The 12,130-nt window shown below is 63.8% G+C and carries 11 protein-coding genes and 3 pseudogenes; 10 read left to right on the top strand and 4 right to left on the bottom strand.

The annotated features are described in order from the left end of the window. Positions 1-39 precede the first annotated feature (39 nt). Positions 40-501 (bottom strand): annotated as a pseudogene (locus NLM27_RS07400) (CHASE3 domain-containing protein); the annotation flags it as partial. 202 nt (positions 502-703) lie between these two features. Here NLM27_RS07400 and NLM27_RS07395 point away from each other — a divergent pair. Beyond that, the gene (locus NLM27_RS07395; RefSeq protein ID WP_254142721.1) at positions 704-2,080 is read left to right on the top strand and encodes an ABC transporter substrate-binding protein; all 1,377 of its coding nucleotides are present in this window, start codon (positions 704-706) and stop codon (positions 2,078-2,080) included. Between the two features lie 58 nt (positions 2,081-2,138). On the opposite strand, the gene NLM27_RS07390 is transcribed toward NLM27_RS07395, so the two are convergent. Continuing rightward, positions 2,139-4,067 carry an acyl-CoA synthetase gene (locus tag NLM27_RS07390; protein WP_254142720.1) on the bottom strand — a complete coding sequence of 643 codons (1,929 nt, stop codon included), beginning with the start codon at positions 4,065-4,067 and terminating at the stop codon, positions 2,139-2,141. 245 nt (positions 4,068-4,312) lie between these two features. Here NLM27_RS07390 and NLM27_RS07385 point away from each other — a divergent pair, with 245 nt between their 5' ends. Further along, entirely contained in the window at positions 4,313-5,389 is a 1,077-nt protein-coding gene (locus tag NLM27_RS07385) for a preprotein translocase subunit SecD (protein WP_254142719.1), read from the top strand. A 254-nt stretch (positions 5,390-5,643) separates the two neighbouring features. Further along, positions 5,644-6,450, top strand: coding sequence for a Crp/Fnr family transcriptional regulator (locus NLM27_RS07380; RefSeq protein WP_254142718.1), 807 nt, complete (start codon positions 5,644-5,646; stop codon positions 6,448-6,450). Between the two features lie 6 nt (positions 6,451-6,456). On the opposite strand, the gene NLM27_RS07375 is transcribed toward NLM27_RS07380, so the two are convergent. Next, positions 6,457-7,098 carry a glutathione S-transferase family protein gene (locus NLM27_RS07375; protein ID WP_254142717.1) on the bottom strand — a complete coding sequence of 214 codons (642 nt, stop codon included), beginning with the start codon at positions 7,096-7,098 and terminating at the stop codon, positions 6,457-6,459. Positions 7,099-7,239: 141 nt separating this feature from the next. Further along, the gene (locus tag NLM27_RS07370) at positions 7,240-7,791 is read right to left on the bottom strand and encodes a cytochrome b (RefSeq protein WP_254142716.1); all 552 of its coding nucleotides are present in this window, start codon (positions 7,789-7,791) and stop codon (positions 7,240-7,242) included. A gap of 173 nt (positions 7,792-7,964) precedes the next feature. On the opposite strand from NLM27_RS07370, the gene murI reads away from it, so the two are divergent. The 7 genes and pseudogenes from murI to NLM27_RS07335 form a co-directional block, all read left to right on the top strand. Beyond that, on the top strand, positions 7,965-8,762 hold the full coding sequence (murI, locus tag NLM27_RS07365; protein ID WP_254142715.1) for a glutamate racemase: 798 nt from the start codon (positions 7,965-7,967) through the stop codon (positions 8,760-8,762). Positions 8,763-8,823: 61 nt separating this feature from the next. Continuing rightward, positions 8,824-9,597: an HpcH/HpaI aldolase/citrate lyase family protein gene (locus tag NLM27_RS07360; protein ID WP_254142714.1), complete on the top strand. Its 774-nt coding sequence runs from the start codon at positions 8,824-8,826 to the stop codon at positions 9,595-9,597. A gap of 83 nt (positions 9,598-9,680) precedes the next feature. Next, positions 9,681-9,862 (top strand): annotated as a pseudogene (locus NLM27_RS07355) (cupin domain-containing protein); the annotation flags it as partial. Positions 9,863-9,963: 101 nt separating this feature from the next. Next, complete coding sequence (locus NLM27_RS07350) at positions 9,964-10,731, top strand: 2-oxo acid dehydrogenase subunit E2 (RefSeq protein WP_254142713.1); 768 nt, start codon at positions 9,964-9,966, stop codon at positions 10,729-10,731. 198 nt (positions 10,732-10,929) lie between these two features. Continuing rightward, positions 10,930-11,547, top strand: a complete 618-nt coding sequence (gene rpsD, locus NLM27_RS07345) for a 30S ribosomal protein S4 (protein WP_018316575.1) — start codon at positions 10,930-10,932, stop codon at positions 11,545-11,547. Positions 11,548-11,615: 68 nt separating this feature from the next. Then, complete coding sequence (locus NLM27_RS07340; protein ID WP_254142712.1) at positions 11,616-11,831, top strand: hypothetical protein; 216 nt, start codon at positions 11,616-11,618, stop codon at positions 11,829-11,831. Further along, a pseudogene (locus tag NLM27_RS07335) lies at positions 11,824-11,991 on the top strand (type II toxin-antitoxin system RelE/ParE family toxin); the annotation flags it as partial. The gene NLM27_RS07340 and the pseudogene NLM27_RS07335, both read left to right, overlap by 8 nt. Between the last annotated feature and the right edge of the window lie 139 nt (positions 11,992-12,130).

Below are 12,130 nucleotides of genomic sequence, written 5' to 3'. Positions count from 1 at the left end.
AAAGCGCTCGTGATCGACCATCTGGTCGATTTGCGAACGGATCTCATCCATGCCGCGAATCATGGCCAGCGCCGCCAGCCCGGACGTGCCGGCGGTCTTCACCATTTCGTCGATCTCGCGCAGCTTTGCTGAAACCGTCAGCGTCAGATGTTGAGCGCGCAGACTCAGCAACGGATCGTTCGCGACCAGCGCCTGCAGCGCCTGCGCCTCTCGCCGCACGCCTTCATCGGAAACGCCGTAGGCCTTGAGATAGGTCGGGTCGAGCGTCATCAGATACCCGCGCCGCTCGGCCTCCAGTTCCGCGATGATCGCCCGCAGACGATCAAGTGTTTCGAGGACCTGGCGGCTATGCCCAACCAACTGATGGGTCGATTGCCGCTCTTGCCAATATTGCAGGCCAAGAATTGCAGTCGCGACAATCAGCGTCAGAAGCGCCGCGACCGCCAAAACCAAAGGACGAGCCAGCCATCGCAAAGGTAGGATCCGAACAAGGACGGACATTGGCCGTGGTCTTCGATACTCGTGTGACCGCGCGTGTTCTGGTGCCGACGCCAGAGCATGACAGGACAATAGCACGGATAGGCAGGCCAGGAACCCGACATTCATCGAGCGACGTCGATGGCGAAGGCTGCCATGTCGCAGGGATGCGGTCCCGCGCGCGTGCTAAGGATGAATGCCCTTGGTCGGTTCAAGGAGCATCAAAATGGCGCAGGACGAAAACTCATTGGGCCGTCGCAATCCGGCGAGCCGACGCAGTTTCGTCAAGGGACTGGGGACGGCCGGCGCAGTCCTGCCGGTTCTGACCGCGCTGCCGCGCTGGAGCCTTGCCCAAGATACCGCTGCGGCTTACGCAAACGCGTCGATCGACTGGAAGCAGTTTGCGGGACAGACGATCACGCTCGCGGGTGCGATCCATCCCTGGTCGAATGCGATCACTCCGCTGCTGCCGGAGTTCACCAGGCTCACAGGCATCACGGTAGACGCCGATTTCCAGTTGGAAACCACGTTCATGGGCGCTCTGCCGATCAGGCTCGCACGTGGCAGCAGCACGCCCGACGTCTTCATGTTCACGACCTATGGTCAAGGCATCTCGGCAGGATGGCTCGAGCCATTGAGCAGCTATTATTCGAACAGGTCGCTGACCGATCTGGCCTGGTATCACGAGGACGACTTGCTCAAGACAGCCCGGGGCTTCCCGCTGTGGTCGGACGGCGAACGCTACGGCATCCCGATCACCTCGGAGGCGATGACCCTGTTCATCAACAAGGATGCGCTAGCGGCCAGGAACCTGCCGGTTCCCCAGACATTCGAAGAGCTGCTTGCGACGGCCAAGGCGGTCAAGACTGGCGAGATGTCCGGGATCGCAATGCGGGCCCAGGCCAGCTTCAATTCCTGTCCGCCGGCCTTGGGCTTCGTGTTCTCGTATGGTGGAGCCCTGGTCAAGGACAACAAGGCTGCTTTCGCCAGTCCGGAGGCCATCGCGGCTGTCGAGATGTACGGACAGATGCTAAGCCAGGCCGGACCTTTCGGCGCTGGCAGCTATGAATGGTACCACGTGCTGGATGATTTCCTGCAGGGCAGGACCGCGATGGCAATCGACAGCAGCAACTTCGCGACCGACATCTCCAATCCAGCGAAGAGCCGTGTGGCAAGACACGCCGGGTATGCAGCTTTCCCGCATCTCGCCGGTCGCGCGCCCGTTCCTTTCATGTCGCACTGGCAGGCCTGCATCAATTCCAAATCACGAAACAAGCGAGCAGCTTTCCTGTTCCTGCTCTGGGCGACAAGCAGGCCGACATCTCTGCAGACCGCCGCAGCGGGGTTGGCCACGACGCGCGTGTCGGCGTGGTCCAGCGAAGGTTTCAAGGCGGCATTCGGCGCGGAGGCCGCTGAGGCAGCGCTGACCAACCTGCAAAATGCGGATGTCGACCGGGCCAAGGCGATTCTTTTCCATCCGCAATCGAAACTGATCCTCGACGCCTTCATGATCGGCGTCAATGAAGTGGTCAACGGGGCGAAATCGGCAAAGGATGCAATGACGGGCGCGGCTGAGCAGGCCAATGCGGCGATCCGCGGGTAGCGGCAGGCGTCACTTAATCTGTAGCGATGGAGCCACGCTGTGCGCGGCTCCATCGGCCCTACCCGCTCGACAATGCCGGTTGGGCGAAAACCACCTCGTGGCGCATCACGAATGGTGCAAGCAGCGCGTGCACCTCGCTCGCAACCACCTTGCGCTGGCCCTCCGACAGGCCAGCAAGCGTCACAGTTGCAATCGAGCCGTGGCTGCCATGTGCACCGACCTTCACCTTGCAATCGATGCCGCGCTCAGCCAGTGGCGCCAGCGCCTTGGTGAACACGCGCTCTGCCGCGTCCCAGCGCAGCTGCGGCTTGAACACCTTGCCGACGCCGGTCACCGGCATCGGGTTGATCGGAATGACCTGCACCGGAACGGCGGCGCGCTCCGGCGTGCGCTCGCGCACCCACGCTTCCAGCTCGCCCGGCTCGACGGTCGCGCCGGGCTTCAACTGCACGTACCCTACCGGCAATTCGCCGGCATAGGCGTCCGGCTGGCCGACCACCGCGGCGAAGCCGACGGCGGGATGTCTGAACATGATCTCCTCGATCGGCGCCGGATCGATGTTGTGGCCGCCGCGGATCACGAGGTCCTTGGCGCGACCGGTGATCCAGAGATAGCCGTCGACATCGAGTCGGCCGAGGTCGCCGGAATTGACCCAGACCTCGTCGACGAAGGCACCCTTGTTGTGCTCGTCGTTGAGATAGCCGCCGAACACGCCGGGCCCGGCCATGATGACGACACCGATCTCGTCAGGCGCACAGTCGCGGATCAGGCGGCCGTCGGCATCGAGTTGCACGATGCGCACGCACGCGTAAGGCATGGGAAGGCCGACAGAGCCGAGCCGGATCGGCCGTGACGGATAGGCCAACGTGTGTACGCTTGAGGTCTCGGTCATGCCGTAGACCTCGACCACCGGCAGCTTCAGCTTGTCCTGAATCGCCGAGCCCACTGCGACGGGGATCGCCGAGCCGCCGCCAGCGGCATATTTCAAGCTGGAGATGTCGGCATTGCCCGGCGGTACGCCGAGTGTGGCGGCCAGCACCGTCGGCACGCTCGACAGCGCCTCGGGCTTGAAGCGTTCAACCAGTCCCCAGATGTTCTTCACCGCATTCGGATTGCGCCAGCCACTCGGCGACAGCACGACCAGCGAGCCGCCGCTCGACATGGTCAGCAGCACCTGCGTCAGCGAGCCCCCGACGTGAAACAGCGGCATGCCGAACAGCAGATTGCCGCCCGGCTTCGCCTTCAGCAGCAGATTGAGCGCCCAGGCCTGATAGACTTGGTTGGCATGGGTGTGCCGCACCAGCTTCGGTGTGCCGGTGGTGCCGCCGGTGTGGAAATAGGCGGCAATGTCGGCACCCGAAATCTTGCGCTCGCTGATAAGCCGGTCTGTCGGCTGCTGCTTGATCAGGTCGTTGAAAGCAAAGATTCCATTCGTCGGATCGCCGCCACCGAACACCTGCACGATTGCCTTGAGGTGCTTCAGTTGCGGGCGGATCTGCTCGACTTTCTGCCAGATGTCGGTACCGGGCATCGGCCCGAGCGCCACCAGGATCTTCGTATTCGCGGCCTCCAGGATCTCGGCGATCTGGTGCGGCTCGAGCAGCGGATTGACGGGATTGGCGATGCCCGCGGCCTCGGCGCCGAACAGCGTCACGAAGGCATCGGGCACCAGCGGCAGCATGAAGCTGATGACGTCGCCCTTCTCCGCTCCCAGCGCGTGAAACATGTTGGCGGCCTGCGTGACGCGCGCGATGAAATCACGGTACGTGACCACGACCGGCGTGTCGGCGGGATCGGCGTTCTGCAGAAACTGGATCGCCGCGCCGTCGGGATTGCGCGCCGCACCCAGCTTGATCGCGTCATAGGTGCTCTCGGCCGCGATGCGATCGGCGTAAGGGATCTGTTCGAAGGCGCGGACCTCCGCGTCCGTCGCGAAATCCGGGTAGTCGTTGCCGATGAGCCGATCGAGCGTGTGGATGCCCGCCATGAAATTCCGTCCTCCCTCAGATGCAATGTCCCCGCCCCCTGTCTTTTGACATTTTGGTTCGGCGAGGCCTCGACCGAAGGCCGGTCGAGCGGGAGCAGAATGATGGATGATTTGGCGTTCGTCTATTGCGCGCTGCGGTGATTGGGCTCAATCCAGACCGAATTTGAACCTCCGCGCCCGATCCGGGGACCAAGAACTGGCGCCGGAGTTCCTGCCAGCGTCTTGCCGCAAGACTTGAGGTGATGATGCCTACGCATCTGCGGAATTGCATCACGAGGCTGATCGTCGCGCTCGCCATGGCATCGACCATCGCCTTGTCCGGCGTGGCATTCGCCGACAGTCAATTCGACAAGATGCGCGTCAAGGTCGCGGCCTTCATTGCCGACAAGATGGAGAAGCTGGGCGGGTCGCGCATCGTCTACAAGGTGGACACCGACGCCTTGCGGGAGGCGGTCGCCACGGACTTGCGCGACGACGTCTACAAGATCCTGCGCGAGGGCCGGATCGCCTTCTCCGGACTCGCGATTCGCGACGGCAGCGTCGAGGTGAAGATCGCGGACGCCAAAGGTCGCGAACAGCTCACGCGCAAGCTCGCCGCGGCGGCGGAGGAGCTGCCCGCACACGCGCTCACCGTGACCGACGGCGGAGACGGGCTGATCAGGCTCGCGCCGACCGACGCCGCATCCGCCGCACGGCTGCGCGATCTCGTCGAAGATTCCACCGCCATGATCGAACAGCGCCTCAAGGACGCCGGCGTCACTCTCGCCAGCGTCCAGCCCGAGGGAGCGGACCGCATCCGCATCTTCCTGCCGGGCGCGATGGAGCCCGAGCGCATCACCGCGATCTTCGCCAGGAAGGTCAAGGTCAGCTTCCGCCTGATCGATCTCTCGATGCCGGCGGAGCAGGCGCGATCCAGTACGCCGCCGGCGGGCACGGAAGTCCTGCTCGGTTTCAAGGACAAGCGCCCCTATCTGGTCAAGGCCAGCGCGCTCGACGGCGACGACATCAGCTATGCGGGACCGGGATTTACGAGCGACACGAAGGAGCCGATCGCCTCGTTCCGCTTCAACGGCCGCGGCACGCGACGCTTCGCCCACATCACCGCAGAGAACGTCGGAACGCCCTTCGCCATCGCGCTCGACGACAAGGTGATCTCCGCCCCCGTGATCCGCGAGCCCATCACCGGCGGCTCCGGCCAGATTTCCGGCAACTTCACCCTGGAAGAGGCCAACAGCGTCGCCATGCTGCTGCGCGCCGGCTCGCTGCCCGGACGTCTCGGCCTCGTCGAGCTGCAGGTCGTGCAACCCGCCGCCAAGCCATAGGGCGACGAACGTCCGACGCCCCCGCCCCCCGGGGCTCCAGCCCCTTCCGCAACGGCGAAACCCGCCCCGAATCATGGCTGCGTTGCGACCACACGGGCAACCAACGGGCAATTGCCGAAACGCCCGATCGGGCTAAAATTTGCCTCTTGCGACATGATGGCCAAAGGCTTCATTTCAGGCGGCCGTCATTCGATTTCGGCTATACGTGTCGAGCATACCGACCAGGACTGAAGGCCTTACGCGGGGTTAGTACCATGCCGTCCGGCAGCGCAGACATTTCGTCGATCCTCGATCGCATTCTCGATGCGGCGACGGACAACCTCAGGATCGCGAAGATCCTGGTCCAGATGGGCCTCGATCCCAACAACGTCACCTACGATGCAATCTTCAACCGGCTGTTGGAGATCTTCATCCACAACATCACTCTGGCCAATCTGTTCGCCGTAGTCGGCGCCGTCTTCTTCGTCGCCACCCTCCTGATGCGGACGATGGTACCCCTGCGCGTCGCCAACATGGTCGGCTGCGCCTTCTTCGCCGTGTTCGGCGCGCTCACCGCCAACGTCTCGACGTTCCTGCTCTATCTGCTTCTGCTTCCGATCAACGCCCTGCGCCTCCGGCAGATGCTCAAGCTGGTGAAGAAAGCGCGCCATGCCGCCGAGGGCGACATGTCGATCGAGTGGCTCAAGCCGTTCATGACCGAGCGCAAATATCGCCGCGGCGACACGCTGTTCAAACTGGGCGATCCAGCCAAGGAGATGCTCCTCACGGTCACCGGCAAGTTCCTGGTCAAGGAGATCAATGTCGAAATTCTGCCGGGCGCGCTGATGGGCGAGCTTGGCTTCCTCACGCCGGACAACCGGCGCACCGGAACGATCGAATGCATCGAGGACGGACAGGTGCTGACGATCACCTATGACCGGCTGCTCGAGATCTACTTCCAGGATCCGCAGTTCGGCTACTACTTCCTGGTGCTGACCAGCCAGCGCCTCCTGCAAAACATCGACCGCTTGCAGAAGCAGCTTGCGAGCGAGCGAGCGGCGACGACGAACAGGATCGCGTGACCGCTGCTAGCTCAGGAGCAGTGCCATGCCCGGATCGCCCTTTTCCATCGCACGCCGGTAGCCAGGACGGTCACCGATGCGGCCGAGATATCCGACCACATTCGGACAGCGCGACAAATCGTAGGGCTGGAAGTAGCGCATCGTGGTGAGCGAGAAACCCATCATGATATCGGCCGTGGTGAAGGTGCTGCCCGCCAGATATTCGGCATCGCGAACGCGCGCCTCCACCAGATCGAAGGCGCGATCGACACGCCCCCTGGTCGCGAGCAGCATCGGGTTGTCCTCGGCGAGCTTGAGCCGGTTCAAGATCATCAATCGGCCCATGCCGGCTTGCAGCGTGCCGTTAGCGAAGTGAAACCAGTACAGGAACTGCGCAAAATCAGCGTCGTCAGGTCGGAGCACGAGGCGCCCATTGCCGTATCCGGCCATGAGATAGTCGACGATGGCGCCGGACTCCGCGAGCACGAGGTCGCCGTCGGTGATGACGGGCGCCGCCCCGATCGGGTGCAACGCCTTGTAATCCGGCGGTGCCAGCATGGTGACGGGGTCGCGCGCGTAGCGCTTCAGCTCGTAGGGAAGTCCCAGCTCCTCGCACAGCCAGACGATGCGCTCGGACTGAGACTTGCCCAGATGATGGACGGTGAGCATGAGGCCTCCTGAAGAGATGAAGCAAGACTGGCGCTACATCCTACCCCGTCATTGCGAGCCAACGGGGCCGCGCTTCGCGCGGACCCGTTGGCTTGCAATGACGGTGCCGAGAGAGCGCACTTCACACTCTTCAATCGTGCCCTACCTCGCGTCCTCCGCCACCATCCGCGCCACGACGCCGTCGCGGCGGATGAAATGGTGCCAGAGGGCGGCGACCAGGTGAACCGCGATCAGGGCGAGCAGCACATAGGCAAAGAAAATGTGGCGGTCCTCGTAGGCGTTCGCCGTCGCACGGTCGGGAGAGGTGAATTGCGGCACGTGAAACAGGCCGAAGAAGTCCGAATAATCAGGCGCGTGCGCGCCGGAATGGGCCCAGCCGAGCATGACGACGACGATCACGGCAAGGTAGAGCGCGCCGTGGCTGATGCGGGCGGCGAGCTTCTGCCAGGGCTGGCTGTCGGCCGGCAGTGCCGGCGTCGGGTTGATGACGCGCCAGACCAGACGCAGCACGGTGAGCAGCAGGATCACATAGCCGATGTCGGCATGGATCGAGCGGTAGAAGAACCGGTCGGGACGCGCCGGGATGTGGTTCATCCACCAGCCGAAGCCGATCATGCCGATGATCGTGAGCGCCAATACCCAGTGCAGCCAGCGGGAAACGCTGCCCCAACCGTTGCGGGTGTTTCTGATCATGTCGGCTCCCCGGAATTTTGCGGATATGCCCCCATCCGCAGTGCAGCATGGCTGCTGATAGCGGGAAGATGCGACAATCGCGCAATGGAATCGTTCCAAATCGGCCCGAAGCGGCCCCGCCGCAAAACCGCCCCAAAAACCGAATGGTAACCATGGCGCCTTAAGGTAACCACGTGACCTATTCCCCGACGATCCTGGTGTTCGATTCCGGCCTTGGCGGGCTCACGGTGCTCCGTGAGGTCGTGGCCGCGCGCCCGGACGCGCATTACGTCTACGTCGCCGACGACGCTTTCTTTCCCTACGGCCACCATAGCGAGGACGAGATCATCGCCCGGGTCGTGCCACTGGTCGGAGATCTGATCACCGCGCACAGGCCTGACCTGGTGGTGATCGCCTGCAATACCATGTCCGTTTCGGTGATGAGCCACTTGCGTGCGGCCTATCAGGTGCCCTTCGTCGGCACGGTGCCAGCGATCAAGCCGGCCTGCGCGCAGTCGAAGACACGGCGCGTCTCCGTGCTCGGCACCAAGGCCACCGTCAAGCGCGAATACACGCAGGCGCTGATCCGGGATCACGGCCAGGGCTGCGAGGTGACGCTGGTCGGCTCACCCGAGCTTGCCTCGCTCGCCGAGGCGGCGCTCAGCGGCACCACGGTCGGCGACGGCGACATTTTCGCGGAGCTGAAACCCTGCTTCGTCGGCACTTCCGAGGAAACGACCGCGCGCACCGACACTATCGTGCTCGCCTGCACGCATTATCCGCTATTGCTTGACCGGTTGATCAAGCTCGCCCCCTGGCCGGTGCATTGGATCGATCCGGCCCCGGCAATCGCCCGCCGCGTTTCGGACCTGCTCGGCCCGCAGGTCGGCAATCTCGTCCAGTCCGGCGCCGAAATCATTTTCACGTCCAAGCGTACCCATACGCTGGGACCTGCACTGACGCCGTTCTTCGGCGGCCGCGTACCGGCCTGACTGTTCGGATTCACGGCGCGCTGCTAGGCTCCGCCGTCGTCATTCCCGCGCAGGTTTTCCCATGTCGGTCCCGACTACGCCGCTCAACCGTCTCCGCCAGCTCTGGCGCGAGGGGCGCCCCGCCTTCGGCGCGATCGCGACGATCCCGAGCGTGCAGATGGTGCAGATCATGGCGCGTTCGCTCGACTGGATCATCGTCGATCTCGAACATGGCCCGATTGGATTGACCGAAGCACATGCGATGATCGCCGCGACGACGGGCACGCCATGCACGCCGCTGGTGCGGATCGCGGCGAACGAGCCGTGGCTTGCGAAGGCGCCGATGGACATCGGCGCCTTCGGCATCAACTTCCCGATGATCACCAACCGCGCGGACGCCGAGAAGGCGGTGCGCAGCGTACGCTATCCGCCGCGCGGCGACCGTCTCTGGGGTCCCTTCCACGCACCCTTCCGCTGGGGCCAGTCGATGCCGGACTACATGGCCGGCGCCGACGACGAGATGATCTGCATGATCACCATCGAGCATGTCGATGCCGTCAATCGCATCGACGAGATCATGGCAACGCCCGGCATCGATGTCGCGGTGATCGGCCCCGGCGACCTCGCCACCTCCATCAACAAGCGCGGCCAGATGGACGATCCGGAATTGCTGGAGCTGGTCGCCCGTGCGGAGGCCGGCATCCTCAGAAGCGGCGTGCCGATCGGCGGCGTGGCGCGCACCGCCGATCAGGCCAATGCCCTGATCGATCGCGGCTACCGCGCGATCGCGCTCGGCTTCGACTGGTCGCTGTTCCAGCGCGGCATCATGGCGGCTTTCGAAGGTATCAAGCGTTGAACAGCCTTGCCGGGAACCGCGGCGCTGCTAGGGTCGGCCACTCCAGGGAGGAGAACCATGCTCAAAAGACTTTGCTCGCTTGCCTGGAGGGCGAGCTCGACCTCCTCATCGCGGGCCGGCCGGACCAGCGTCTGAAGGTCGGCGATTCCCACCAGATCCCGGCAGGCGCGGTGCACGATGCCAAGATCGACGTCAACAAGCCATTGAATTGCTAGGAGTTTACGTCGTTGCCAAGACCAAGCCGCTGGCCTCGCCGGCGCCCTGATGCGGCGAACCGACCGGCCCCAAGCGGGTTGGTTCGTGCTAGAGCGAGCGAGCGGGCTCCCCGCCCGCTGCACATATTTTAATCCGGGAACCGAAAGAGCGATGCGCGGGAAGCCCAAGAAGATTTCGCTGCGGCGCCGCCTGATTTGCGACCTCATGCACGCCTCGATGGGCGTGCCTTTCGTCTCGCTTTCCCGTTCTCTCCACATCCGCCCCCTGCTCGAAGCCCGCGCTGGTACGACCACGCCTGCCGGCTGGGCCGCGATGTTCGTCAAGGCATTCGCCCTGGTCGCCAGGGAGGAGCCGATCCTGCGCACTGTCTACGCCAAATGGCCTTGGCCGACCCTCTATGAGCTGCCGAAGAGCGTGGCGCTGGTGGCCATTGCGCGGGTCGACGATGGCGAGGAATGTGTCATGCCACAGCGGATCGCGGCTCCTGAGGCGATGGCGCTGGCGGCCGTCGACGCCGAGATCCGGCGCGCCAAGACGGCGCCGATCGAGGACGTTCCCATGTACCGCAAGATCATGCGGGCGACCCGCCTCCCACTACCGCTGCGGCGCCTGTCCTGGGCGGTGGGGCTGAATTTCGGCCGGCAGCGCGGCAACTGGTTCGGCAGCTTCGCGGTGAGCTCGGTGGCCGCCTATGGCGGCGGCGAGCTCCACCCCATCACGCCCGGCCCCTTCATTGTCAGCTACGGGGTGGTCGAGCCCGACCAGACCATCCATGTCGTGATCCGCTGGGACCACCGGGTGACGGACGGCGCCCCGATCGCCCGGGTCCTGACCCGGCTGGAACAGGTCCTGAACACTGAAATCGCTGCCGAATTGCGGGCGGCTGGGTCAAAGCCGATCCGGGTGGTCAGAACGTGATTCCGGGGTCATTCGCATTGACAGCGAACCCCAAACTCCCCTAAAAGCCGCCTGCTCGCGGGCCGATTTCGGCCCGCGAAGCGTTTCGCGACCCGTGGTCCTCTCCCTTAAGCTTTGGGGATCGGACCTGTCAGTGCCGGGCTAGCCCGTCACACAGGAGGGCGCGTTTCCTCAAACCATGTACCTGAAGAGGACGCGATGACTAAGCGCAGTGAGGCGAAGTACAAACTCGATCGCCGTATGGGCCAGAACATCTGGGGCCGCCCGAAGAGCCCCGTGAACCGCCGCGAGTACGGCCCCGGCCAGCACGGCCAGCGCCGCAAGGGCAAGCTTTCCGACTTCGGCGTGCAGCTGCGCGCCAAGCAGAAGCTGAAGGGCTACTACGCCAACATCTCCGAGCGTCAGTTCCACGGCATCTATGTCGAGGCGAGCCGCCTCAAGGGTGACACCGGCGAGAACCTGATCGGCCTGCTCGAGCGTCGTCTCGACGCGGTCGTGTACCGCGCCAAGTTCGTCTCGACGATCTTCGCTGCCCGCCAGTTCATCAATCACGGCCACATCAAGGTGAACGGCCGCAAGGTCAACATCTCAAGCTACCAGCTCAAGGTCGGCGACGTGATCGAGGTCAAGGAAGCCTCCAAGCAGCTCGCCCACGTGCTCGAAGCCAGCCAGCTCCCCGAGCGCGACACCCCCGACTATCTCGAAGTCGACCACGGCAAGATGACCGCGAAGTACGTGCGCATTCCCGGCCTCTCCGACGTACCGTTCCCGGTGCAGATGGAGCCCCATCTGGTCGTCGAATTCTATTCGCGCTGATATCTCCGCTATCCATTGCTCAAAGGCCCCGGTTTCCGGGGCCTTTTTGTTGTGGTAACATGCTGTCGATGTCCCAGACGACCGACCAGCTCACCAACATCACGCCGTCGGCAACGCCCTCCGAGGCGGAGCTTGAGGCATGGGCCAAGCTGCCCCGTGACGAGCAGGTCCGCCGATATCAAGCGCTGTTCGCTCAGCCCGATTGCAACAGCTTCACCTCGGACACGCCGGACGACATCCTCGCTGCCGCGCGTCAACGCGTTGCTCAACGCCGCCATGGCTGAGTACCGGTTATCGGAGCGCACCCGAGCCGACCTGATCGACATCTACGACTTCACCGAGAGCCGGTTCGGCAAATATCAGGCTGAAGCTTATTACGCCGGTTTGATCCGTTCCTTCGGACTTCTCGCCGACTTCCCCTTGATCGGCCAGCAAGTGGATGAACTTGCAGCAGGCTATCGACGTTTCCGCTTCCAATCCCATCTGATTTTCTACACGGTGCAACCCCGACCACGTCGAAATCCGTGCCATTCTTCACGGCGCGCAAGACATCAGACCGCAATTGTTCGACTAGATGAAATGA

This window comes from Bradyrhizobium sp. CCGB12 (assembly GCF_024199845.1).
Lineage (GTDB): Bacteria > Pseudomonadota > Alphaproteobacteria > Rhizobiales > Xanthobacteraceae > Bradyrhizobium.
Note: the sequence above shows the minus strand (reverse complement) of the source record. Positions and strands in the feature narration are given on the sequence as shown.

What these genes read in the sequence shown, in the direction of transcription:
- NLM27_RS07395 (WP_254142721.1), top strand. Translation starts at nt 704, where the DNA reads ATGGCGCAGGACGAAAACTCATTGGGCCGTCGCAATCCGGCGAGCCGA.
- NLM27_RS07390 (WP_254142720.1), bottom strand. Translation starts at nt 4,067, where the DNA reads ATGGCGGGCATCCACACGCTCGATCGGCTCATCGGCAACGACTACCCG.
- NLM27_RS07385 (WP_254142719.1), top strand. Translation starts at nt 4,313, where the DNA reads ATGCCTACGCATCTGCGGAATTGCATCACGAGGCTGATCGTCGCGCTC.
- NLM27_RS07380 (WP_254142718.1), top strand. Translation starts at nt 5,644, where the DNA reads ATGCCGTCCGGCAGCGCAGACATTTCGTCGATCCTCGATCGCATTCTC.
- NLM27_RS07375 (WP_254142717.1), bottom strand. Translation starts at nt 7,098, where the DNA reads ATGCTCACCGTCCATCATCTGGGCAAGTCTCAGTCCGAGCGCATCGTC.
- NLM27_RS07370 (WP_254142716.1), bottom strand. Translation starts at nt 7,791, where the DNA reads ATGATCAGAAACACCCGCAACGGTTGGGGCAGCGTTTCCCGCTGGCTG.
- NLM27_RS07360 (WP_254142714.1), top strand. Translation starts at nt 8,824, where the DNA reads ATGTCGGTCCCGACTACGCCGCTCAACCGTCTCCGCCAGCTCTGGCGC.
- NLM27_RS07350 (WP_254142713.1), top strand. Translation starts at nt 9,964, where the DNA reads ATGCGCGGGAAGCCCAAGAAGATTTCGCTGCGGCGCCGCCTGATTTGC.
- rpsD (WP_018316575.1), top strand. Translation starts at nt 10,930, where the DNA reads ATGACTAAGCGCAGTGAGGCGAAGTACAAACTCGATCGCCGTATGGGC.
- NLM27_RS07340 (WP_254142712.1), top strand. Translation starts at nt 11,616, where the DNA reads ATGTCCCAGACGACCGACCAGCTCACCAACATCACGCCGTCGGCAACG.